This is a genomic window from Pseudomonas sp. GM30 (assembly GCF_000282275.2).
In the GTDB taxonomy this organism is placed as follows: domain Bacteria; phylum Pseudomonadota; class Gammaproteobacteria; order Pseudomonadales; family Pseudomonadaceae; genus Aquipseudomonas.
Window position 1 is genome coordinate 71231 of record NZ_AKJP02000022.1, and the last position, 24040, is coordinate 95270.

Consider the following 24040-nt stretch of genomic DNA (forward strand, 5'->3'; position numbering starts at 1 on the left):
CATTCAGATATTGCATACAATAATTAGAGGATTGCACCATTATGGGTCAACCAATAGCAATTGAAGTGCGCAACGTCTCCAAACGGTACTCCGAGGACCCTGGCCTCGCACCGGCCCTGGACAATGTGTCGGTGAATATCGCCGATAACGAGTTCTTCACCCTGCTCGGCCCTTCGGGCTGCGGCAAAACCACCCTGCTGCGCACCATCGCCGGTTTCGAACACGTCAGTGAAGGCGAGATTCGCCTGGCTGGCGAGCCGGTCAATGATCTGCCGCCGTTCAAGCGCCGGGTCAACACGGTGTTCCAGAGTTACGCGCTGTTTCCGCACATGAGTGTCGCGCAGAATATCGCCTTCGGCCTCGAGATGCAGGGTCTTGATCGCAAGTTGATTCCGGATCGGGTCAACGAAATGCTCGCATTGGTGCAGATGGAGCATCTGGCCGGGCGCAAACCGGCCGAACTGTCCGGTGGTCAGCAACAACGCGTGGCTCTGGCCCGGGCGTTGGCGCCCAAACCCAAAGTTCTGCTGCTGGATGAACCGCTGTCGGCGCTGGACCTGAAGCTGCGCAAGGAAATGCAGGTCGAACTCAAGCGCGTGCAGAAAGAAGCCGGGATCACTTTCATTTTCGTCACCCACGATCAGGAAGAAGCGTTGACCCTGTCCGACCGCATTGCGGTGATGTCCGCCGGCAAGATCCTGCAGATCGGCACCCCGACCGACATCTACGAACAACCCAGACACCGTTTCGTCGCGCAATTCATCGGCGACATCAACTTCCTTCCCGGTCAGCTCAAGCACGGCGCGCACAACGAAAAACTCTTCGTGCCCAACGGCATGCCGATCGAAATTCCGTGTCAGCAACAGAGCTTTGCCGGCAGCAGCGTGCAACTGGCGTTCCGCCCGGAGCGTTCGCAACTGGTGGATGCCAGCCAGCCGCATCACCTGCGCGGCGTCATCGAGGCGGTGCTGTATGTCGGCACCGCCACGCTGTACCAGTGCCGGTTGAACAACGACGTCAAAGTCATGTTGCGCGAAAACAACGAAGGCCTGAACCGTGGCCGCGCCGTCGGCGAACGTGTCGCCGTGCACCTGCCGCCGCACGCCTGCCTGTTGATGGAGGCCTGAGATGAGCGTCAGCAGCACTTCCCCCGCTCTGAACCGGGCGCTGTTGCTCAGCCCGGTGGTGTTGACCCTGCTCGCCCTGATCGCCATTCCGCTGGGGATCATGGGTTACATCAGCCTGCTGCCGCGCAACACCTACGGCGGCGTCGACTGGCAGGCGCAATGGCAATTGCAAAGTTACGTGCAGCTGTTTTTCCAGGAGGGCTTCGACGGTGAACTGGAGCTGAACTGGGTCTACGCCCAGGCGCTGTTGCGCTCGGTGTTGCAGGCCGGTGGCACCACGGTGTTGTGTTTCCTGTTCGGCTTTCCGGTGGCGTTGTGGATGTCGAGCCTGACCCCGCGTCGGCGCAATCTGATGGTGCTGCTGATCACCATCCCGTTCTGGACCAACCTGCTGATCCGCAACTACGCGTGGCTGATCATCCTGCGCGAACAGGGCTGGGTCGCCCAGAGCCTCAACGCACTGTTCCCGAGCGCCGGCGGCATCACCCTGCTCTACAACGACTTCGCGGTCAGTGTCGGGCTGGTCTACAGCTTTCTGCCGTTCATGATTCTGCCGATCTACTCGACCCTGGAAAAACTCGACTGGCGTCTGGTCGAAGCCGCGTATGACCTGGGCGCCAACCGCTGGCACGCACTGCGCCGGATCATCCTGCCGCTGTCGATGCCCGGGGTGATCGCCGGGGCGCTTCTGGTGTTTGTGCCGAGCCTCGGCGCGTTCATCACCCCGGCGATTCTCGGTGGCGGCAAGACGCTGATGATCGGCAATCTGATCCAGCAGCAATTCGGCACAGCACGCAACTGGCCGCTGGGCAGTTCGCTGTCGTTCCTGCTGCTGGGGATCTTGCTGTTGTCACTGGTGCTCTACGCCCTCTATAGCCGCAGCGCGGCGAAAACCCTCAACCGGGGAGCGCAAGCATGATCTCTCTGCACCTGAAAAAACTCCCGGCGACCCGGGAAATCAGCCTGCTGATCCTCGCCTATCTGTACCTGCCGATCCTGGTGCTGATCGTCTACAGCTTCAACGCCAACCGCTCGGCGACGGTCTGGACCGAGTTCTCCTTCGCCTGGTACGGACGGATTCTGGCCAACCCGTCGATCCAGACCGCAGCGCTGAACTCGATCATTGTCGCCACCCTCGCCACCGTGTGCGCTACGGCGATTGCCCTGCTCGCGGCACTGGCGACCTACCGACCGTTCTACGGGCAGAAAATGGTCGAAGGCGGAATCAACCTGCCGCTGATCCTGCCGGAGATCGTCACCGCCGTAGCGACCTTGCTGCTGTTCATGGCGCTGGGGATCAAGCTCGGGTTGCTGACGGTGATCGTCGCGCACATCGGCTTCTGCATTCCCTTCGCTTACCTGCCGATCCGTGCCCGCCTCAATGATCTGGACAAGAGCCTGCTGGAGGCGGCCAACGATCTGTACGCCAATCCGTGGCAGGTGTTCCGCCGCGTGACCTTGCCGCTGCTGTGGCCGGCGGTGTTGTCCGGCTCGGTGCTGGCGTTCGTGGTCAGCCTCGACGATTTCATCATGACCTTCTTCGTCGCCGGGCCTGGTTCGACCACGTTGCCGGTGTACATCTTCTCGGCGATCAAGGCCGGGGTAACGCCCGAGATCAACGCGATCTCGACCCTGATGCTGGTGATTTCCATCGTCCTCGTGGTGCTGGCCTTCTGGCTGGGCCAACGCGGCAAACAACCATAAACCTGGAGCGCTTTCATGAAAGTCAAAAGCCTGCGTCTGGCCGTATCCGGTCTGGCCCTGAGTTGTTTCGCCGCGTTCGGCGCCCACGCCGCTGAACCCAAGGAATTGTTTTTCTATAACTGGACCGATTATTACCCGGTGGATCTGCTGGCCAAGTTCGAAAAGGAGACCGGGATCAAGGTCACCATGGACGGTTACGACAGCAACGAAACCCTGCTCGCCAAATTGCAGGCTGGCGGCGCCGCGTACGACGTGATCGTGCCGTCGCAGTCGATCATGCAAACCCTGATCAAGCAGGATCTGCTGCTGGAAATCGACACCCCGACCCTAAGCAATTTCCAGTACGTCAAAGGTCCGTTCCGCGACCCGAGCTTCGACCCGGGTCGCAAGTTCTCGGCACCGTATCTGTGGGGCACCACCGGCTTCTCCTACGACAGTGCGCGGGTGCCCGGCGGCAAACTGGATGATTCGTGGAAAGAGTTCTTTGAACCGCGCAAGGAACTGCAAGGCCAGCTTGCCGCACTCGATACCTCCAGCAGCGTGATCAACGCCGCCAGCCACTACCTGAATGTCGACGAATGCACGGAAAACCCGCAGGACGCCAAGCGCATCCTCGAACTGCTGCAAAAGCAGAAACCGTTCCTGAAGATGTATAGCTCCGACAACACCGTCGACCGCATGGCCTCGGGCGAGGTAATCATGATGCAGAACTGGAACGGCTCCACTGCCCGCGCGACCTTGCAGAAGAGCACCATCAAGTACGTCTATCCGCGTGAAGGCGTGGCGATGTTCCAGGACAACTTCGCCGTGCCGAAAAGCGCGCCGCACCCGGGCAACGCGAAGATCTTCATCGACTGGATGATGAAACCGGAAAACGCTGCCGCCGTGTCCAACGCCATCGCCTACGCCAACGGCATCCAGAGCGACCAGTTGCTCGACCCGAAATGGAAGGTCATGGACGCCATCAACATGCCCGAGGAATACGCCTCACGCCTGCGCCCGGAAAAGGAATGCAGCAACAAGTCGCGGGAGCTGCAGGACCGGATCTGGTCGAAGCTCAAGGGCTGATCCGAAACCGAGGTGCGGCCATCGCGAGCAGGCTCACTCCTACAAGGGTATGGGGTTGTCCGGATTTCATGCCCCACACGAAACCACTGTAGGAGCGAGCCTGCTCGCGAAGAGGCCCGACCAGACACCACTGAAACCGAGGTAAGCCGATGACCCAGCCACAATGGCTCAGAAATGTCCGCCCCTACGGCGGCCCCGCCGAAGACCTGCTGATCGAAAACGGCCGGTTCAGCCAACGCCGCCCGGCCTCGAACAGCCCGTTGGCCGCCAGCGACATCGACGGCCATAACCAATTGCTCACCGCGCCGCTGGTGGAAAGCCACGTCCACCTCGACAAAACCCTTTATGGCCAGCCTTGGCGCCCGAACAGCGCCGGCCCGACGCTCAAGGACTACATCAGCAACGAACGCCGCGTGCTGCGCGAAGTCCAGGCGCCGATTGCCGAACGCGCCGGTGCCCTGCTGGAAAACTGCATCGCCCGTGGCTCGCTGACGATGCGCTGTCACGTGGACATCGATCCCGAGTTCGGTCTGCGCCACGTCGAAGCCATGCTGCATCTACGCGAACGCTACAAGGACCTGATCGACCTGCAACTGGTGGTGTTCCCGCAGACCGGGCTGATCAGCCGCCCCGGCACCGCCGAACTGATGCGCGAAGCCATGGCCCTGGGCGTGGAAAACGTCGGCGGTCTCGACCCGTGCGGCATCGACAACGACCCGATTGCGCAGCTGGATTTCGTGTTCAGACTCGCCGCCGAGTTTGGCCGTGGCGTCGACATTCACCTGCACGACAAAGGTGAACTGGGCCTGTGGCAAATCGCGCGAATCGCCGAATACACCGAGCGATTCAACCTGCAGCACCGGGTGATGATCAGCCACGCCTACTGCCTGGGCATGCTGCCGTGGAGCCAGGTCAAACCGGTGGCGGAACGCCTTGCGACTCTGGGCATTTCGCTGATGAGTTCGGCGCCGGCCGACACCGCCGTGCCACCGTTTCTGGCATTGCGTGAAGCCGGCGTCAACGTGTGTCTCGGCTCCGACGGCATTCGTGATGCATGGTCGCCGATGGGCAACGGCGACATGCTCGAACGGGCGATGCTGCTGGCGTTTCGTTTCGATCTGGGCAAGGACGATGAACTGGCGGCAGCATTCGAGGCGGCTACGGTCAATGGCGCTGTTGCGCTGGGAGTCAACGATTACGGCTTCGACCTCGGGCGGCCAGCGGACTTTCTGCTGATGCCGGTCGAAACCCTTGGCGAGGCCGTGGTGGCGCGACCGGTGCGTGAGGTTTATCGCGGCGGTGTGTTGATCGCCAGCGGTGGTCGTCTGCTGGACAGTCGCCTGTGAAACGCATCGGCTTGCGTGCCAGTTGCGTGGTCGGCTTCGACGGCACGCAGCACGTGCTGTGGCGTGACGGCGAAGTGGTGTTCGCCGGCTCGCGGATCGAGTTCGTCGGGCGCGGCTATCAGGGGCCCGTGGATCAGTGGATCGACTACGGCAATGCGCTGATCGGCCCCGGTTTCATTGATCTGGACGCCCTCGGCGATCTCGACTCCACCGTGCTGACCCTCGACAACGGCGACGAGCGCAACATGGGCCGCATGTGGTCTGCCGAGTATCTGGCTGCAGGCCCGCGTGAGACCTTCAGCCCCGAAGAAGAAATCTTCAAATACCGCTACGCCTTCACTCAATTGATCCGCAACGGCATCACCACGGCGATGCCGATCACCTCGATGTACTACCGCGAGTGGGCCGAGACCTACGCCGAGTTTGCCGCCGTCGCAGGCGTTGCCGGCGAACTCGGCCTGCGTACCTACCTCGGGCCTTGCTACATGAGCGGCATGAGTTACTGGCGCGCCGACGGCACACTCGCCCATCACTGGGATGAAGAACGAGGGCTGGCCGGGCTTGCGGCGGCTGAGCGCTTCTTCAAGGATTTCGACGGTGCCCACGACGGCTTGATTCGCGGCGCGTTGCTGCCCGATCGCATCCAGACCTGCACCCCGGCGCTGCTGCAACGCACCTCGGCGCTGAGCCGCGAGCTGAACGCGCCAATGCGCCTGCATTGCTGCCAGGCGCGCAGCGAAGTGGCGATGGTCGAGCAGTTGCGCGGCACTTCACCGCTGGGCTGGCTGCAACAACTGGACTTGCTGACGCCGCGCAGCTTGTTGCCCCACGGCATCTACACCCGTGGTGACGACGATCTGCAACGGGTGATCGACGGTGGCGCCAGCCTGGTGCACTGCCCGTTGGTGTTCGCCCGGGATGGCGAGGCGCTGAACTCGTTCGGGCGTTATCGGGCCAAGGGCATCAACTTCGCCCTCGGCACCGACACTTGGCCGGCGGACTTGCTGGACAACATGCGTCACGGTTTGAACATCGCCCGGCTGATGGAAGGTGACGCTTCGCTGACCAGCAGCCTCGATCTGTACAACGCCGCCACCCTTGGCGGCGCCAGGGCATTGGGCCGCGATGACCTCGGACGCCTGGCTTCCGGTGCCAAGGCCGACATTACCGTGTTCTGCCTGCGCGGCCTGCATCTGGGGCCGCTGTTCGATCCCTTGAAAAACCTGCTGCTGGCCGGGCGCGGCGACGATTGCATCGCCAGTTACATCGACGGTCGCTGCATGATGCACGACGGTCAGGTCAATGGCGTCGACTACCCTGCCCTGCAACGTCAGGCCCAGCGCCAATACGAAAAACTCATGCGCAGCCACAGCGAGCGGGCCTTTGCCCGACCGGACTGGAAGACCCTGTTCCAGCCAGCCATCCCGTTCGCTGACGACTACAGCGCCGAAGCGCCGTTGAGCGCAATTGATCCACTTCTTTAGAGATATCTGCCATGCACAGTTTCGACTTCAGCCAGCTCAGCCCCCGGGAAAAATACAAGATCCTGATCGGCAGCGTGGTGCCACGCCCGATTGCCCTGGTCACCACCATCGACGGCGAAGGCCGGGTCAATGCCGCACCGTTCAGCTTCTTCAACGCGCTGTCCGCCGACCCGCCGATCCTTGCCCTCGGCGTGGAAAACTACGGCGACCAAAGCCCCAAGGACACCACGCGCAATATCCAGCTCAATCAGGAATTCACGGTGAACATCGTCAGCGATGCGCTGGTGGAGGCGATGAACGTCTGCGCGGTGCCGTTCGCTCCGGGCTTTGATGAACTCACCGCCGCCGGACTGACGGCGATCCCCGGCACGGCAGTCAAATGCCCGCGCATCGGCGAAGCACCGGTGGCGCTGGAGTGTCGACGGATGATGGCGCTGAACATCGGTCAGTCGCGGGAGATCATTTTTGGCGAGGTATTGATGGCGCATGTGCGCGACGAGTTGATCGATCCACAGACGCTGTACATCGATCAATTGGGCCTGGATGCGATCGGGCGCATGGGCGGCCATGGTTATGCACGGACCCGGGATTACTTCGATTTGCCGACCCGCTCGTTGCAAGCGTGGACGGAGGCGCCGGGGGGTGGCGAACGGTTTTGGCCAGAGCCCAAATAAACCGGTATTGCGAAACCTGTGGCGAGGGAGCTTGCTCCCGCTCGGCTGCGCAGCAGTCGTAAACCCAAATGACGCGGTGAGTCAGACTCATCGCGCTGTCGGATTTGGGGCCGCTGCGCACGCCCAGCGGGAGCAAGCTCCCTCGCCACAGTGGCATCACTGCCTCAAGGGTTTAGTCCGTACCGTATTTCGGCGAACGCGGGCCATACAGCAAGCCTGCGTGCTGCCCCGCCGACAACAGGCGATTGCTCGCCACACCGGCAATCGGGTATCCGGCGTCGGTGGAACTGTTGATCACCTGCTTCACCGCGGCAGTGATCAGCATGCCGATCAGGCCGCCACCGCTGTTGTTGCCGCCCTCTTCGCTCGACGCCCGTGCCGAACCGGTCCACAGCGTGGTGCCGGATTTCAGGTCCACCAGTTTGGCAGTCGCGGTTACCGCGGTTTCGCTGCTGATCACCATGTAGCGCGTACCGTACTCGGTCACGGTGATGTACAGCGCAGCGTCGGCGCCGAAGATTTCCTTGAGTTTGTTGGCCGGCGCCTGATGAATGTCATCCGGGGTGGTCAGGCCGTTCTGGCGGAAGGTTTCGTCCACCAGGGCGATCGGCAGCACGTAGTAACCGGCTTCGGCCAGTGGGAATGTCACCTGCGACAACAGGCTGTACGACGCCTTCACATCCGGCGAGGTATTGAGCGGCGGCAACACCAGAATGGTCTTCGGCCGTGCCTGTTTGTACGCCGAATAGTCGACGGTTTTCGGCGCGACGCAGCCGCCGAGTACGGTCAGGGCCAAACCGGCGGCCAGCAGTTTCAGGGTGCGCGAGATCATTGGGCGTCTCCGGTCTTGGCGTTTTTAAGCAGAAAATCCATGTACGGGCCGGACTCGGGGAACAGCGCTTTCTCGGTGCGGAACTGCTGCACCATCTGATCGTCCTTGCCCATGCTCAGGTACAACAGACCCAGGTGCGCGTGGTAGCCCGGCGGCACAGCCTTGCCGGTGGATCGGATCTTCTGCAGGTCGCGCTCCAGCACTTCAGCCTGGGCTTCTTTCGGCTCTTCGCCTTTGAAGTATTCGTAGACCTGCGGTTGGTAGTCTTCCCACTGGTACAGGGTTTTCGGGCTGCTGCAACCGGCCAGCAACGCGCTGGCGGCCAGCGTCAGGGCCAGCAGCGACCGCGACAAAGTCAGATTCATGGGTGTTGCTCCTTGCAATGAATAGCGATCAGTTAGCCGGTTTCCAGGCACCGGCGTTCATGCCATCAACCAGACGATTGATCGCCTCGCGCATGGCCAGATCGAGGACTTTGCCGTTGAGGGTGGAGTCGTACGCAGCGGTGCCGCCGAAGCCGATGATTTCGCGGTTGGACAAGGCGTATTCGCCGGCGCCCTGAGTCGAATACACCACTTCGGAGGTGCTGATATTGACGATGTTCAGGTTGACCTTGGCGTAGGCGACCTGGGTCTTGCCCCGGCCGAGAATGCCGAACAGCTGATGGTCGCCGGTTTCCTTGCGGCCGAACTCGGTGACGTCACCGGTGACCACGTAATCGGCACCCTTGAGGCGCTGGGCCTGGCCCTTGATCGCGGCTTCCTGCTGGATCTCGCCCATGTTGTCGCGATCCAGTACCGAGAAACGGTTGGTCTGCTGCAAGTGAGTGATCAGGATGGTCTTGGCCTGGCCGCCGAGACGATCGACGCCATCGGAGAAGATCCCGCGCATGTAGCTGGAGCGGTTGTCGAATTTGCCTACCGCCATCGGCACACGAGCGCCGGTCCAGACTTGCGTGGCGCTCTCGACCTTGGCCACCGGCAGTGCGCGGGAGCTTTCGGTGGCGCACCCGGCAAGGGAGCTGGCGAGGGTGCCGAGCACGGCAATCGCAACGCCTGAGACCAACATCCGGGAGATCATTCTCACTGTGCATTCCTTCTGAAAAAAACGGTGTGTCCCGGCACGGCAAGGCAGTGGGGAGCGGAAAAGGGCCGGCATTATGACAAAGTGCCATCATTCACGACAGATTTTTTTGACGCCAATGGATTGGCTGACCTGAACACCACAAACCCACCTCTGTAGGAGCTGCCGCAGGCTGCGATCTTTTGATCTTGTTTTTAAAAATCAAAGTCAAAAGATCGCAGCCTGCGGCAGCTCCTACAGAGGGGGGGGGGCGGCGTTAGTGGAAGTCGCGGCTCTGCACGCGTATGCCGTCGAGCAGCGGACTCAGGTCGCTCAATCGCCCGGCGATCAGGTGCCGGACTTCGCCCTCACGCTCCCAGCGACCATCGACCTTGAGCAGTTGCGAGCCGACCAGCACCTGACGCTGGCGCTCGGCCAGATCGCGCCAGACCACCACGTTGACGTTGCCGAACTCGTCTTCGAGGGTGACGAAGGTCACCCCGCTGGCAGTGCCCGGTCGCTGACGCCCGGTGACCAGCCCGGCGATGCTCACTGGCCGGCCGTGTTCGACGTCCAGCAACTCCTGCGAACTGCGACAACGCCGCGCCTTCAGCTCGCCACGTAGCAGCGCCAGCGGATGCGGCCCCAGCGTGGTGCCGATGGTCGCGTAATCGGCCTGCAGGTCCTCGCCGACGCTCGGTTTGGGCAGCAGCACATCCGGCTCTTCCTGACTCGGCAACCCGGCAAACAGGCCCAGCTGTTTCTGCACCCCGGCCACTTCCCAGCGCGCACGATGCCGATGCCCGGCCATCCCGCGCAACGCCCCGGAGTCGGCCAGCAGCGCCTGAGCGCGGCTGTCGAGCGCGGCCCGTTCGCCCAGGTCGGCGACATCGGCAAAGGCCCCCCGCGCCCGTGCCGCTTCGATGCGCCGGGCATCGTCCTCGCGAAAACCCTTGATCATCCGCAAACCCATGCGGATCGCCGGTTGCGCGCCGCTGATCGGTTCCAGGCTGCAATCCCAGTCGCTGGCGCGCACGTCCACCGGACGGATCTGCAACTGATGGCGGCGCGCGTCCTGCAGGATCTGATCCGGGCTGTAGAAACCCATCGGCCAGCTGTTGATCAACGCGCAGGCGAACGCCGCCGGTTCGTGGCACTTGAGCCAGCAACTGGCATAAGTCAGCAAGGCGAAACTGGCGGCGTGGGATTCGGGAAAACCATAGCTGCCGAAGCCCTTGATCTGCTCGAAGATCTGCGCAGCGAATTCCTCGCTGTAGCCGTTTTTCTTCATGCCGGCGGCCAGCCGTGCCTTGTGCGGCTCCAGCCCGCCGTGGCGTTTCCACGCGGCCATCGAGCGGCGCAACTGATCGGCCTCGCCGGGGCTGTAGTCGGCGGCGACAATGGCGATCTGCATCACCTGCTCCTGAAACAGCGGCACACCGAGGGTGCGCTTGAGCACCACTTCCAGCTCCGGCGAGGGATAGGTTTCCGGCTCTTCCTTGTTGCGGCGGCGCAGGTACGGATGGACCATCCCGCCCTGAATCGGCCCCGGACGGACGATCGCCACCTCGATCACCAGATCGTAGAACTTCGCCGGTTTCAGCCGCGGCAGCATCGACATCTGCGCCCGCGATTCGATCTGGAACACGCCGATGGTGTCGGCGCGGCTGATCATCTCGTAGGTCGCTTTGTCTTTATCAGGGATCGTCGCCAGGCTCAGATCGAGATGGCGATGACGACGCAGCAGATCGAAGCAACGGCGGATGGCACTGAGCATGCCGAGGGCGAGGATATCGACCTTGAGCAGCCCGACCGCATCGAGGTCGTCCTTGTCCCACTGAATGATCGTGCGCTCGGCCATGGCCGCGTTTTCCACCGGCACCAGGGTGTCCAGCGGCTGCTCGGAAATCACGAAACCGCCGGGGTGCTGCGACAAGTGCCGGGGGAAGCCGATCAGTTGCCCGGTCAGGCTCAGCACCCGACGCAGCAGCGGGCTGTCGGGGTCGAAGCCGCCTTCGAGCAAGCGCGCCAGCGGTGGCGTTTCATCGCTCCAGTGGCCGCAACAATCGGCCAGCGCATTGATCTGATCCGGCGGCAGCCCAAGGGCCTTGGCCACGTCACGCACCGCACCGGCGGCATGGTAGGTGCTGACCACCGCCGTCAGCGCCGCCCGGTGTCGGCCATACCGGCGAAACACGTATTGCAGGACTTCTTCGCGGCGCTCGTGCTCGAAGTCGACGTCGATGTCCGGCGGCTCGTTGCGTTCTTTCGACATAAAACGTTCGAACAGCAGCGTGGTGCGATCAGGGTCGATCTCGGTGATGCCCAGGGCAAAACACACCGCCGAGTTGGCCGCCGAACCGCGGCCCTGACAGAGGATTTTTTGCTGGCGGGCGAAACGCACCACATCGTGCACAGTGAGGAAGTAGCTTTCGTAGCCGAGTTCGGCGATCAGCTTCAGTTCGTCGTCGATTTGCTTGAGCACTTTGGCCTGTGGCCCTTTCGGCCAGCGCCAGGCAATGCCTTCTTCAGTCAGTTGGCGCAACCAGGAACTGCCGGTGTGCCCCTCTGGCACCAGCTCTTTCGGATACTGATAGCGCAACTCGCTCAGCTCGAAAGTGCAACGCCGGGCCAGTTGCACCGAGGCGTCGAGCAACGCTTGCGGATACAACTCGCGCAACACGTCGAGGCTGCGCAGATGGCGCTCGCCGTTGGGGTGCAGGCGCAATCCGGCCTCGGCCACCGGGACGTGATGGCGGATCGCGGTCATGGTGTCCTGCAGGGCGCGCCGGCCACGGGCGTGCATGTGCACATCGCCGCTGGCCACGGCGACAATCTGCAACTGCTCGGCCAGACTCGACAGGGCCGTCAGCCGCCGCCGGTCGTCCTGCCCGCGATGCAGCTGCACCGCCAGATACAGGCGCTCGCCGAAAGTCTGCTTCAGCCAGCGCCCCTCCTCCACGTCATCGACGCTGTCCGGCACCCACACGGTGAACAATCCCGGCAGCGGCTCGCTGAAATCCTCGCGCAGCACTTGATACTGGCCTTTCTGCGTCCGCCGCCGGGCCTGGGTGATCAAACCGCACAAGGCCTGATACCCCGCCAGGTTCTCCACCAGCAGTATCAGTTTCGGGCCGTTATCGATGCGGACTTCGCTGCCAATGATCAGCGGCAGTTCAACCGATTTCGCCGCTTGCCAGGCGCGGACGATCCCGGCCAGGGTGCATTCGTCAGTGATCGCCAGCGCCTGATAGCCGTGTTTTTTCGCCCGCTGAAACAGCTCCAGGGCACTGGAGGCACCGCGCTGGAAACTGAAGTTCGACAGGCAGTGCAGCTCGGCATAACCCTCGCTCATGCAAACCAGCCCTGCAGCCACAACGGACCGCCCTCGCCCACCGCCCGATAGGCCCAGCCCTGCTGACCGGCGCGGTTCTGGATCAGGTAGTAATCGCGGCGCACGTCATCACCGTCCCACCAGCCGGACTCGATGCGCTCCGGGCCCATGAGGATCCGTGCCGAACCTTCGGCCACGCTCTGCGGTTCGCCGAGCAGCCAACCCGGGCGCTGCACACTCGGCAACCCGCTGCAACGCTGCTTGTCGACGCCGTTCTGCCAGGCACATTCGGGGCGGTGGTCGGCCTGAAAGCGCAGGCCCTGCACCGCGTCATCGCCGAGCCGTGCGCGCAGGCGTTCGCGCAATTGCTCCCAGGGCAAAGTCTGTTGCGGACGATCATCGAACAGTTCCTGAAACTGCGGCACGAAACTCGGCAGATCTTCGGCGCGCAGGCGAAAACCACGCACCGGCGCCTCGACCTGGACTTGTTCCAGTCGCCCCCGGGCCAATTCGAAGAGCATCGCCGGATCGCGCTCGGCGCTGAGCAGGCCGACCTTGATCACCGTGTCCGGCAACCCGGCGTGTTCCAGATGCAGGTCGAAACGCTGCACGCCGCTGTCACGTCCGCAGAGGAACGCCGACAGGTCAGCGGTCAATCGACGTAACGGGAACAACAGCGCCTGATGGGATTGCACGTCGAAATTCAGTTCGATGCGCACATCGAAGCGGTCCGGCGGCAGATAGAACGCCAAGGCCAGCGGCCGTGCGCCGAACAAGGTGTCGAGATGCTTGAGCATTGAGGCTTCGAAGCGCCGGGCCAGGGCCTGGCGCGGCAGGCTCTGCAGCTGGTTCAGGTTGCGCAGGCCCATGCGCGTCAGCGCCGTGGCGACCTGCGGCTCCAGCCCGACACGGTCGACGGGCAACTGCCCGAGGTGATGTTGCAGGGCTTCACCGTCCGGTACGACGAGACCGTCATAGGCGTTGGCCAGCACCCGCGCCGCCACCGGATTCGGTGCGGCGACGATACGATGGCGGAAGCCCAGCTCGGTCAGTTCCTTGCGTAACCGTGCTTCGAACTGCGCCCAGGAGCCGAACAGGCCCAGACTCGATTCAATCTCGAACACCACGGTACGCGGGTAATGCACGCTGACCTGCGCGCTGAAGCGATAGGCCCACGCGGCAAGAAACTGTTGCCAGTGTTCGACCTCGGCCAGGTCGTAGTCGGCAGTGGCAAAGCCTTTGCTCAGGGCCTGGGCGGCGGTCATCGACTGGCCGGCGCGCAGGCCCAGTTGACGTGCCGCCGGATTGACCGCTTGCAGCACTCGGCGCTGGGCCGGGCCGCTGAGCAGCACCAACGGCTCATCGGGATCGGCACGCTGACGCAGCACCGCGTCGAGGGCCAATTGCGGGAACAGGATACACACCCAGCGCATGACGACCTCAGTGCCCCACGGCAAACGCAATCGGCGCCGTGCGCGCCAGTCCGCCACGGCATTTGAGCACGCGCAACTGGGCGGGTCTGGCGTCAATGGCAATGCGCAACGCGGCCGGCGACGGGTTGATCGCTTCGCTCAGCGGGCGCCAGGCAAACGCCAGGGTCTGGCCGGTTTCCGCCGCCACCTGCAAACGTCGCAACGCGCGGTCATCGGCCTTGTGCGGCCAGCACAGCACCGCGCCGCAACTGCCGGAACGCAGGCATTGTTCCGCCGCCCACAAGGCATCGCGTTCGCTGGCCTGGATCACCGACAACTGGCGCAGATCGACCCCGGCGTTCGCCCACGCCTGTGGGTACGGCACGAACGGCGGTGCCACCAGCACGATGCGCTCGCCCGCCGCCGACAGCCGCGCCAGGGTCGGCCACACCAGTTGCAGCTCGCCGACCCCGGGGCCGGCCAGGAGGATTTCGCTCAGCGCCGCTTCCGGCCAGCCGCCGCTGGGCAACGCCGCATCGAGCGCGGCATGCCCGGTGGGTTGCGGGCTGGCCGCCGGCGGCGCAGGCCGGCCCTTCCAGACCTGGCCGCCATTGAACAGCGTATCGAGTGCAACGACGGCGCCCATCAGCCTTGCCTCACCAGACCGCAGAACACCCCTTCGATGGCCAGGTCCTGATCATCACGCACGACAATCGGCTGGTACGCCGGGTTGCGCGGCAACAGCCGGACCTCATCGCCGATACGTTCGAAGCGTTTGATCGTCACTTCACCGTCGAGGCGCGCCACCACGATCTGGCCGTTGAGCGCTTCGGGGTTGCGCCGCACACCGACCAGATCGCCGTCGAGAATGCCGTCCTCGATCATCGAGTCGCCCTGCACCCGCAGCATGTAATCGGGGGTGCGGGAGAACAGCGCCGGGTCGAGCATCAGGCGGTTATGGATGTCGGCATCGGCGCCGATCGGCGCACCGGCGGCGACCCGGCCGAGCACGGGAATATCCAGCAGCTCGGGGCGCGGCGGTTGCCCGAGCAGGCGAATGCCCCGGGCCTGATGCGGGTTGACCTCGATAAACCCGGCTTCGGTGAGCGCCAGCACGTGCTTGCGCGCCACGCTGCGCGAGGCAAAACCAAAAGCCTCGCTGATTTCAGCGAGGCTTGGGGGCTGACCGTGTTCGGCGATGCGTTCGCGGATAAAGGTCAGGATGGCGGTACGGCGGGGAGTCAGGTTCGTCATGGAGTACATTTGTACTCCTGTGGGATTTTACTGACAAGCACCGCCAGTCGGCCTGGATTGACCATTCACAAAAATCAAAAGATCGCAGCCTTCGGCAGCGCCTACAGGGGAACGGGATGTCAGTTGAGGCCGCGTTCGGCGAGGAAGGCGGCGATGTAATCGATGAATGCCACGACTTTCGCCGTGGCCCGCCGATGGCTGGGGTATACCGCGAGAATGTGCGGGCCGAAAGTGTCGGGGTCGATTTCGTAGTCAGCCATGACCCGTACCAGACGCCCGTCGGCAATGTACGGCGCAGCGCTCCACAGCGGTGTGTGCAGCAAGCCGCGTCCGGCCAATGCGCTGGCCAGCAGCAGGTCGTAATTGTCGCTGCGCAAACGCGGCGCCGTCGGCTGCGCCAGGCTCAGGCGCTGGCCGTCGCGCTCGGCCCACCAGAACTCGCGGCTGAGCAACGGGTGCTGATACAGCAGCCAGTCATGCTGCTCAAGGGTTTGCGGATTCACCGGCAAGCCCTTGCGCGCCAGATACTCCGGGCTGCCGCACAGGGCCAGTCGATTGCTGCCGACCACCCGCGCAATCAGCCCCGGCAAGTCGTCGTGGCCCTCGCGCAAGGCCAGATCGTAGCCGCTTTCCAGCAGATTGACGAACGCGTCGCACAGGTCCACTTGCAGGCTGATCTGCGGGTATTGCTGCAGGAAGCCGTCGCACACTTGATCGAGAAACGCCCGCCCGTACGCCAGCGGCGCGGTGATTTTCAGGCTGCCGCGCAGACCGTGCTGCAACTGCTCGATCTCTTCGCCGGCCTCCTCCAGCCGCTGCAACACCAGCCGCGCAGTTTCCAGATAAACCCGGCCGATTTCGGTCAGCAGAATCCGCCGCGTACTGCGTTCGAACAGCCGCGCGCCAAGTTCCGACTCCAGATGATTGACCGCTTTGGTCAGGGCCGACGGAGTCTTGCCCAGTTGCTCGGCCGCGCGGCTGAAACTGCCGAGTTGCGCGGTGACCACGAACATTTTCAGTGCACCCAGCTTGTCCATGCTTTTTCCATTCAGGCAAAAACGTTTTTCGTGAGGGAGGCTTTCTGTCGGTCAGAGTCAGCCACTAATCTGGCCATCAGACGCAATAACAAGGAAATCTTCAATGAAAAGATTCATCCCGAGTCTGCTGGTGAGCGCTATAAGTTTTGCCTCGATGGAAGCCATGGCCGCCACCGATCTGGTACTGGTCAACGGCAAGATTTTTACCGCCGACCGCTCGCAACCGAAGGTGCAGGCGCTGGCCGTGGAAAACGGCAAGGTGCTGAAAGTCGGCAGCGACGCACAGATCAAGGCGCTGATCGAACCCGGCACGCAGGTCATCGACCTCGGCGGCAAGACCCTGATGCCGGGCTTGATCGACAGCCATTCCCACGCGATTTTCGGCGGCCTGGAAATGGTCTCGGCCAACATGGAAGACGAAGTCGTCGCCCTCGATGAATTGCAAAAGCGTCTGCGCGCCTGGCGTGACGACGGCAAAGCGAAGCACGGCGACGTGCTGAGCATCGCCGGCATGAGTTCGGCGTACTGGGCGCAGGCCGAAGCGCTGGGCAAGACCTTCAACCAGGGCGAATGGGCCGACGTGCCGGTGGTGTTCATCGGCAGCGATCACCACACCGCGTGGGCCAACAACGTGATGCTCAAGCGCGCCGGTATCGACGCGGCGTTGCTCAAGAACCTGCCCAACGCGGAAAAAGACACCATCGGCAAACTGCCAAGCGGCGAGCCCAATGGCTTTGTGGTCGACGCCGGTTGGGATCGGGTCGCCGCGAAAATTCCGGTGCCGAGCCCAGCCGATATGCTCAACGCGGCCAAATCCGCCGTGCGTTTCAACAACAGCCTCGGCATCACCGCGTGGATGGACCCCGCCGCCAACGCCGCGCCGGGCGAGGCCGTGTTCGCGCTCAAACCCACCGAGAAAACCGTCGGCGTGCTGCCGGCCTATAAAGCCCTGTCGGAAAGCGGCGACATGAACGTGCACGTCGCCGCGTTGCTGGTGGCCAACCCGAAAAGCCTGCCGGCAGATCTCGATACACTGGATAAGGTGCGCCAGCAGTTTCAGGGCATCCCCAACCTGAGCCTGCCCGGAATCAAGATCTTCGCCGACGGCGTGATCGAGTACCCGGCGCAGAGCGCGGCGATGATCGATCCGTACCGCAACTCGCACAAACAGGGCGAGCTGCTGATCGACCCGCAGCATTTCGGCGAACTGGTGAGCGCCATCGACCAGCGCGGCTGGCTGGTGCACATCCACGCCATCGGCGACCGTGCGGTGCGTGAATCACTCAATGGCATCGAGCGCGCGCGCAAGGATCGGCAGAGCGGCATCACGCACTCGATCACCCACCTGCAGATGGTCAACCCGAAAGAGTTCGCCCGCTTCAAACCGCTGAACGTGATCGCTTCGATGCAACTGCTGTGGGCCAGCGCCGACGACTACACCACCGACATGATCAAACCCTACGTCAGTGCCCTCGCCTTCCGCTATCAATACCCGGCGCACTCGCTGCTGAAACAGGGCGCGACGATTGCCGGTGCCAGCGACTGGCCGGTGTCGTCGCCCAACCCGTTCAACGCCATGGCCCAGGCCATCACCCGCGTCGGGCCGCTGGGGGTGCTGAATGCCGACGAGCGTCTGGACCGCGAAACCATGTTCTACGCCTACACCGCCAACGCGGCGCGCACGATTGGTCTGGAGAAGCAGATCGGCTCGCTGACACCGGGCAAGCAGGCCGACTTCATCGTGGTCGATCGCGACGTGTTCAGCGTCGACGAAAAAGCCCTGCATGACACCCAGGTGCTGCAGACCTGGTTTGGCGGACGTCAGGTCTACACCGCCAGCCAATAACAACACCGAACCCACCCTGTGGGAGCGAGCTTGCTCGCGAAGAGGCCAGTCCATTCAACATCTTCACTGACTGACCCACCGCTTTCGCGAGCAAGCTCGCTCCCACAAGGTTTGCGTGGATGCTTGGGATGGCATTCCCTCCACAGTTTTCGTACTGCCCAAAAATAATCACAACACCGGGACTTCACATGAAAGCCTTGCCCTTGCTCGCCCTGAGTTCCTTGAGCCTGCTGCCCTTGAGCAGTTACGCGATCCCCCTGAACGACGATTTCGCCGTGCTGGTCGATCTGACCCTGGCCAGCGACTACCGCACCCGCGGCATCTCGCAAAGCCAGAATGACCCGGCCATGCAGGCCGGCCTGACCCTGGCCCACAGCAGCGGTTTGTACGTGGGGGCCTGGAGTTCCAACGTCGATTTCGGCGGTGGTCTGAAAACCAGGCAGGAAGTCGATTACTACGCCGGCTGGCTGTGGCAGGCCACCGAGGATGTCAGCCTCGATCTGGGCTACATCAAGTACGCCTACCCCAGGGAAAGCCAGTTCAACCAGAGCGAGGTCTACGGGATTCTCGGCGTCTATGGGGTGAAGCTGGCGGCGTATTACTCCAGCGATGCGCCGGGGATCGACAGCAAGCAGAGCTCGCTCTACACCTATGTCGGTTATGAAACCGAGTTGCCGTTCGATTCCGGCCTGAAACTGCGTTACGGCAACATGGACTTCAAGGACCCGCACCTGTACTCGGCGTCCGGGCATGGCGAGGACAGTTACCGTGAATGGGAGGTCAAGCTGACGCACAACCTGGCCGGGGTGGTGCTGGGTTTGAGCTACATCGACACCGACCTGTCGCAGAGCCAGTGTCTGAGCAACTGGGGGTTCAAGGATGTGTGTACGGCGACGGTGGTGGCGAGCCTCAGCAAATCCTTCTGACCCACCAAAGTACCCACTGTAGGAGTGAGCCTGCTCGCGATAGCGGTGTGTCATTCAACAACGACTTCGGCTGACCAACCGCTATCGCGAGCAGGCTCACTCCTAAAAGGTTTTGCGTTGACCTGTGTGTTTGTTACAGGATGTTTACGAAATTTTTACTATTGTTCTTCTACAGTTACGCGCGTTTCCGCGCGTGTTTTATTCGAGTAGAGGAATATTTGTAATGGCTTTGGGCAAAGGACTGCGTTTACCGTCCATCACTTCAACCCGTCTGGTGTTGCTGTTTTCCCTGGCACTGGTGGCGCTGTACAACCTGGCGACCTGGAAGGCGTTGGGTAATCTGATCACTCTGCAGGGCGCGCACAAACTGGCGTTTTTCGCTTCGTTCGGGCTGTTCCTGTGGGCGGCGATCACCCTGCTGCTGACCCTCGTTTCGTTTCGCTGGACGCTGAAACCGGCGCTGACTGTGGTGGCCCTGCTCTCGGCCTGCGCGGCGTATTTCATGAACGAGTACGGAATCACCATCGATACGGTGATGATTCAGAACGTGTTCGAAACCAACCCGGCCGAGGCTGCGGCGTTGTTCAACGGCAAGCTGCTGGCCTACGTGCTGTTGCTCGGCGTGCTGCCAGCGGTGCTGATCTGGCGCTGGCCGGTGAGTTATCGGCCGTTCTTTCGCGGCCTGCTCAACAAGGTGCTGGTGATTGCCGCTTGCGTGCTGGTGATCGCTGCCTCGGTGGGCGCGTTCTATTCGACCTACGCGCCGATTTTCCGTGAAGAAGACAAGCTCACCCATTTCATCAACCCGACCAATTACATCTACGCCATCAGCAAATACACCAAGCAGCGTCTGGGCATCAAAAAGCACTTTGTGGTGCAGGCCATCGGTGAAGACGCGGTGATGAGCGCCAATGCCGCCAGCCGCGAGAAGAAGTCGCTGATGGTGTTTGTGGTCGGCGAAACCGCCCGCGCCGATCATTTTTCGCTGAACGGCTATGCGCGCGAGACCAATCCCGAGCTGAGCAAACTGGACATCCTCAACTTCACTCAGGTGCATTCCTGCGGCACGTCCACGGCGGTGTCGGTGCCGTGCATGTTCTCGATGTTCCCCCGTGAGGATTACAGCGACAAGAAAGGCAAAACCTACGAAGGCCTGCTGGATATCCTGCAGCGCGCCGGCGTGCAGGTGCTGTGGCTGGACAACAACAGTGACTGCAAGGGCACCTGCCTGCGCGTGCCGCACCGCGACATCGCGAAGAACCAGCCGGGGCCGTTCTGCGACGGCAACAACTGCCTCGATGAGGCGCTGCTGGCCGATCTGCAGAACTACATCGACAGCCTCAAGGGCCACGCGATCATTGTCCTGCACGCTGACGGCAGCCACGGCCCGGAATACTACGAGCGCTACCCGAAAAGCATGGAGCGCTTCACCCCGATCTGCCACACCAACCAGTTGGGCAGTTGCAGTCGTGATGAACTGGTCAACGTGTACGACAACACCATCCTCTACACCGACCACTTCCTCGCCAAGGTCATCGAGTTGCTCAAACGCAATCAGGACTCACTGGACACCTCGATGGTGTATGTCTCCGATCACGGCGAATCGCTGGGCGAAAACGGCCTGTACCTGCACGCTGCGCCGTATGCGCTGGCGCCGGAAGCGCAGACCCACGTGCCGATGGTGATGTGGTTTGGCAGCAACACCCTGGCGCAGTTGGGGATCGATCGCGATTGCCTGCAAGGCAAGACCGGGCAGCCGGATCTGAGCCATGACAACCTGTTTCATTCGGTGCTGGGCTTGTTCGAGGTGAAGACCGCGCTGTATCAGCCGGGGCTGGATGTGTTTCGGGGTTGCCGGCCGGCGATGACGGCTGCGCAATAATCCGCATATTGCGCAAATTCCCTTGTAGGAGTGAGCCTGCTCGCGATAGGGGTGTGTCATTCAACAATGATGTCGGCTGATACACCGTTATCGCGAGCAGGCTCACTCCTACAAGGAGGCTGCGGCATATCAAGAACTGAGCTGTGCCAGATAGTCCCACGGGTAAATCCCGCGCTGATGACCGTCACTGAACACCAGTTGCACGCCATAGCCCTGCGGGTTGATCTCGATCAGGCGAACACGATCATCCACCAGCGGAGTCACACCTTTCAGGCGAAACGCGCGGCACTGCGAGCACGGGCACTGGCGGCGCAGTTCGGCGTGATTGAACAGCGATTCGCGGCCGTCCGGCCAGCTCAGGCGTAGCGTCCGTTCGCTTTGCGAGTTGCCCACCGCCAGCGGATTCATTGCAGCTGACTCAAGGCAATCCGCACCGCTTTGCGCACTTCCGGATCACCGTCATCCTGCGCCGCCTGCAACGCCGCCACGGCGCCGCGATCATGCAACTCACCGAGGGCCAGCGCGGCTTCCTTGCGCAGGTTGCTGATGCGGTGGCCAAGCGTTTCGATCAGGGCGTCGAGCGCCGCAGCGTAGCGCAAACGCCCGAGGCTGCGGGTGGCGCGCAGGCGCACTTGCCAATAGTCATCGCCAAGCGCTGCGATCAATGCCGGGCCAGCGTCGCTGTGGCCGACTTTGCCCAGCGTCGTGGCCGCTTCTTCGCGCACCTGCCAGGCAACGTCCTGCAGGGCCTGACGCAAAGCCGGCAGGACTTCGGCGCTCGAGGCCAATCCCAAAGCTCCGGTGGCGGCGCGGCGCACTTCGGTGTCCGGGTCGGCGCTGGCCAGACGCGCCAATGCCGGCAATGCGTCGAGCTGTTTGAGCCAGCCGAGCACCCCGACGGCTTCGCGACGCACATTGGCATCGGCATCACTCAACGCGGTGATAGCAGCCGGCGCGGCATCGGCGAAACGCAACTCGCGCAGAGCCCTGAACGCGGCGATTCGCACACTGACTGCGGCATGATCGGTCCACGGCAGAATCAACCGGCCTGCCGCCTCACTCTTGAGCAGGCTCAGACTTTGCGCGGCGGCGGCCTGCACTGCCCCAGATGGATCGGTCAGTGCCTGGCACAGCGCAGCCACTACCGGTTCGTCTTCCCAGGCTTCCAGCAGCCGCGCGGCTTCGGCGCGGACCTCTTCGGCCGGATCTTCGCTGAGTCTTTCGACCAGCCACAGCAGGCCGTCCGGTTCTTCCAGATCCGCCAGATCAATCAGCGCAATGCGCCGCACACCGGCATCGTCAGCGGTCAGACGCGGTTGCAGGGCGAGAATGTCATCGTTATCGGTCACAGCAAAAAATGAGGTCATAGGGCAAATCGCGGCAAGGGGTTTTCGGGAGGCAGACCGAGCGGATTGAGGCGCGGCAGCGGTCGGGGGTTGTCGTGGCGCAGCAGGTCGAGGCAATGGCGCTTGAGGCGGGAGAATTCGGCGCTGGTGACCAGCTCAGTGGTACGCGGGCGTGGGAAGTCCAGGCGCAGGTCTTCGATGATTCGCCCGGGACGCGCGCTCATCACCAGCAAGCGGTCAGCGAGGAACAGCGCCTCGTCGATGTCGTGGGTGACAAACACCACGGTGGTGCGAATCCGCGTCCAGATGTCCAGCAGCAGTTCCTGCATGTTCAGGCGGGTCAAGGCATCCAGCGCGCCGAACGGTTCGTCCATCAGCAACAGCCGTGGACGGTTGACCAGCACCCGGGCGATTTCCACCCGTTGCTGCATGCCGCCGGAGAGCTGATCGGGCCAGCGCTCGGCAAAGCCTTCAAGGCCCACCAGTTTGAGGATTTCGTCAGCGGCACGATGACGTTCATTCTTGCCGATGCCACGCATCTTCAAACCGAACGCAACGTTGTCGCGCACCGTACGCCACGGAAACAGCGTGTGATGCTGAAAGACCATGCCACGCTGCGGCGACGGCCCGGACACCTCGCCGCCGTCGACTTTGAGGCTGCCGGTATGGGCGTTCAAGTGTCCGGCGAGTGCGCCGAGCAAGGTCGATTTACCGCATCCGGACGGGCCGAGAATGCACACGAACTGGCCCGGTTCGACCTGGCAATCCAGCCCCTGCACGGCTTCGAAGGCTTGCTGCCCCTCACCGAGAACGATCGACAATTGGCGAATATCGATTCGCCCTTCCGGGGTTTGCATTGCGCTCATCAGGCTTTTCCTCGTGGTCGATGCCAGGGCGTAAACAGCCCGCCCAGACGCTTGATCAGCAGACTGCTGCCCATGCCCAGCACGCCGATCAGCAGCATGCCGACGACGATGTCGGCGTAGTTCTGGATGGTGTAGGACTCCCAGGTGTAGTAACCGATGCCGAACTGGCCGGAGATCATCTCAGCCGTCACCAGGCAGAACCACGAGGTGCCCATGCCGATGGCCAGTCCCGTGATGATGCTCGGGGCAGCGCCGGGCAAGATCACTTCCAGCAGAATCGCCCGGCGCCCTGCCCCGAGGCTTTTTGCCGAAGCGATCAGCCGTGGATCAACGCCTTCGACGCCGTGCACGGTGTTGAGCAGGATCGGGAACAACGCGCCGGTAAAAGTGATGAACACCATCGACAGCTCCGACGACGGGAACATCAGGATCGCCAACGGAATCCACGCCACCGCCGGAATCGGCCGCAGCACTTCCAGCGGTGGCAGCAACAGGTCTTCGGCCCATTTCGAACGACCAATGGCCAGGCCCAGAGCGATACCGATGATCAGTGCCGCGAGATAGCCGGCGAATACCCGGCTGAGGCTGGCCGTCAGGTGCTGGATGAGTTTGCCGGAGTCGCCGAGGCCGAGGGCGGCTTCGATCACGGCTAACGGGGTTGGCACGTTGGCGAAGGTGACCAGGCCGAGATTCCAGTGGTGGCTGGCGGCGAGCTGCCAGAACAGCAGGCAGAGCAGCAAAGACGCAGCCCTTGGAACCCAGCGCTTAATGGATCTGAACATAAATATTCCTTTCAACCGAGATCCCCTGTAGGAGTGAGCCTGCTCGCGATTGCGGTGT

At 62.7% G+C, this 24040-nt stretch carries 22 protein-coding genes; 10 read left to right on the forward strand and 12 right to left on the reverse strand.

The features are described 5' to 3' along the window. The first annotated feature begins 41 nt into the window (after nucleotides 1-41). From PMI25_RS13680 to PMI25_RS13710, 7 genes are all read left to right on the forward strand, one after another. On the forward strand, nucleotides 42-1127 hold the full coding sequence (locus tag PMI25_RS13680; RefSeq protein ID WP_007969665.1) for an ABC transporter ATP-binding protein: 1086 nt from the start codon (nucleotides 42-44) through the stop codon (nucleotides 1125-1127). A 1-nt stretch (nucleotide 1128) separates the two neighbouring features. Beyond that, on the forward strand, nucleotides 1129-2046 hold the full coding sequence (locus PMI25_RS13685) for an ABC transporter permease (RefSeq protein ID WP_007969666.1): 918 nt from the start codon (nucleotides 1129-1131) through the stop codon (nucleotides 2044-2046). After that, nucleotides 2043-2831: an ABC transporter permease gene (locus PMI25_RS13690; protein WP_007969667.1), complete on the forward strand. Its 789-nt coding sequence runs from the start codon at nucleotides 2043-2045 to the stop codon at nucleotides 2829-2831. The genes PMI25_RS13685 and PMI25_RS13690 overlap by 4 nt, the downstream gene beginning before the upstream one ends. Nucleotides 2832-2846: 15 nt before the next feature. Beyond that, nucleotides 2847-3899, forward strand: a complete 1053-nt coding sequence (locus tag PMI25_RS13695) for an extracellular solute-binding protein (protein WP_007969668.1) — start codon at nucleotides 2847-2849, stop codon at nucleotides 3897-3899. 149 nt (nucleotides 3900-4048) lie between these two features. Beyond that, complete coding sequence (locus tag PMI25_RS13700; RefSeq protein WP_007969669.1) at nucleotides 4049-5245, forward strand: amidohydrolase family protein; 1197 nt, start codon at nucleotides 4049-4051, stop codon at nucleotides 5243-5245. After that, nucleotides 5242-6729: an amidohydrolase family protein gene (locus PMI25_RS13705; protein WP_007969670.1), complete on the forward strand. Its 1488-nt coding sequence runs from the start codon at nucleotides 5242-5244 to the stop codon at nucleotides 6727-6729. The genes PMI25_RS13700 and PMI25_RS13705 overlap by 4 nt, the downstream gene beginning before the upstream one ends. 11 nt (nucleotides 6730-6740) lie before the next feature. Further along, the gene (locus tag PMI25_RS13710) at nucleotides 6741-7403 is read left to right on the forward strand and encodes a flavin reductase family protein (RefSeq protein ID WP_007969672.1); all 663 of its coding nucleotides are present in this window, start codon (nucleotides 6741-6743) and stop codon (nucleotides 7401-7403) included. A gap of 172 nt (nucleotides 7404-7575) precedes the next feature. On the opposite strand, the gene PMI25_RS13715 is transcribed toward PMI25_RS13710, so the two are convergent. From PMI25_RS13715 to PMI25_RS13750, 8 genes are all read right to left on the reverse strand, one after another. Beyond that, nucleotides 7576-8235, reverse strand: coding sequence for a DUF799 domain-containing protein (locus PMI25_RS13715; protein WP_007969673.1), 660 nt, complete (start codon nucleotides 8233-8235; stop codon nucleotides 7576-7578). After that, nucleotides 8232-8600, reverse strand: a complete 369-nt coding sequence (locus PMI25_RS13720) for a DUF4810 domain-containing protein (RefSeq protein ID WP_007969675.1) — start codon at nucleotides 8598-8600, stop codon at nucleotides 8232-8234. Before PMI25_RS13720 ends, PMI25_RS13715 begins: the two co-directional genes overlap by 4 nt. Nucleotides 8601-8628: 28 nt before the next feature. Continuing rightward, nucleotides 8629-9315: a CsgG/HfaB family protein gene (locus PMI25_RS13725; RefSeq protein ID WP_177325722.1), complete on the reverse strand. Its 687-nt coding sequence runs from the start codon at nucleotides 9313-9315 to the stop codon at nucleotides 8629-8631. Between the two features lie 259 nt (nucleotides 9316-9574). Next, the gene (locus tag PMI25_RS13730) at nucleotides 9575-12652 is read right to left on the reverse strand and encodes an error-prone DNA polymerase (RefSeq protein ID WP_007968690.1); all 3078 of its coding nucleotides are present in this window, start codon (nucleotides 12650-12652) and stop codon (nucleotides 9575-9577) included. After that, nucleotides 12649-14064 carry a Y-family DNA polymerase gene (locus tag PMI25_RS13735; protein WP_007968688.1) on the reverse strand — a complete coding sequence of 472 codons (1416 nt, stop codon included), beginning with the start codon at nucleotides 14062-14064 and terminating at the stop codon, nucleotides 12649-12651. The genes PMI25_RS13730 and PMI25_RS13735 overlap by 4 nt, the downstream gene beginning before the upstream one ends. Before the next feature lie 7 nt (nucleotides 14065-14071). Next, the gene (gene imuA, locus PMI25_RS13740) at nucleotides 14072-14689 is read right to left on the reverse strand and encodes a translesion DNA synthesis-associated protein ImuA (RefSeq protein ID WP_007968686.1); all 618 of its coding nucleotides are present in this window, start codon (nucleotides 14687-14689) and stop codon (nucleotides 14072-14074) included. After that, nucleotides 14689-15306, reverse strand: a complete 618-nt coding sequence (gene lexA / locus PMI25_RS13745; protein WP_007968684.1) for a transcriptional repressor LexA — start codon at nucleotides 15304-15306, stop codon at nucleotides 14689-14691. Before lexA ends, imuA begins: the two co-directional genes overlap by 1 nt. A gap of 110 nt (nucleotides 15307-15416) precedes the next feature. Continuing rightward, the gene (locus PMI25_RS13750) at nucleotides 15417-16334 is read right to left on the reverse strand and encodes a LysR family transcriptional regulator (protein WP_007968682.1); all 918 of its coding nucleotides are present in this window, start codon (nucleotides 16332-16334) and stop codon (nucleotides 15417-15419) included. 103 nt (nucleotides 16335-16437) lie between these two features. Between PMI25_RS13750 and PMI25_RS13755 the strand changes: the two genes are divergently transcribed. From PMI25_RS13755 to PMI25_RS13765, 3 genes are all read left to right on the forward strand, one after another. After that, on the forward strand, nucleotides 16438-18180 hold the full coding sequence (locus PMI25_RS13755; protein ID WP_007968680.1) for an amidohydrolase: 1743 nt from the start codon (nucleotides 16438-16440) through the stop codon (nucleotides 18178-18180). Between the two features lie 188 nt (nucleotides 18181-18368). Next, nucleotides 18369-19106, forward strand: a complete 738-nt coding sequence (locus tag PMI25_RS13760; RefSeq protein WP_007968678.1) for a TorF family putative porin — start codon at nucleotides 18369-18371, stop codon at nucleotides 19104-19106. Between the two features lie 223 nt (nucleotides 19107-19329). Beyond that, nucleotides 19330-20988 carry a phosphoethanolamine transferase gene (locus tag PMI25_RS13765; RefSeq protein ID WP_007968676.1) on the forward strand — a complete coding sequence of 553 codons (1659 nt, stop codon included), beginning with the start codon at nucleotides 19330-19332 and terminating at the stop codon, nucleotides 20986-20988. 129 nt (nucleotides 20989-21117) lie between these two features. On the opposite strand, the gene PMI25_RS13770 is transcribed toward PMI25_RS13765, so the two are convergent. Genes PMI25_RS13770 through PMI25_RS13785 form a run of 4 tightly spaced genes read right to left on the reverse strand, consistent with a single transcriptional unit; the run spans nucleotide 21118 to nucleotide 23982 of the window. Beyond that, nucleotides 21118-21396, reverse strand: a complete 279-nt coding sequence (locus PMI25_RS13770) for a DUF971 domain-containing protein (RefSeq protein ID WP_007968673.1) — start codon at nucleotides 21394-21396, stop codon at nucleotides 21118-21120. Then, the gene (locus PMI25_RS13775) at nucleotides 21393-22355 is read right to left on the reverse strand and encodes a HEAT repeat domain-containing protein (protein ID WP_007968671.1); all 963 of its coding nucleotides are present in this window, start codon (nucleotides 22353-22355) and stop codon (nucleotides 21393-21395) included. The genes PMI25_RS13770 and PMI25_RS13775 overlap by 4 nt, the downstream gene beginning before the upstream one ends. After that, complete coding sequence (locus PMI25_RS13780; protein WP_007968669.1) at nucleotides 22352-23200, reverse strand: ABC transporter ATP-binding protein; 849 nt, start codon at nucleotides 23198-23200, stop codon at nucleotides 22352-22354. Before PMI25_RS13780 ends, PMI25_RS13775 begins: the two co-directional genes overlap by 4 nt. Continuing rightward, the gene (locus PMI25_RS13785; RefSeq protein WP_007968667.1) at nucleotides 23200-23982 is read right to left on the reverse strand and encodes an ABC transporter permease; all 783 of its coding nucleotides are present in this window, start codon (nucleotides 23980-23982) and stop codon (nucleotides 23200-23202) included. Before PMI25_RS13785 ends, PMI25_RS13780 begins: the two co-directional genes overlap by 1 nt. Nucleotides 23983-24040 lie beyond the last annotated feature (58 nt).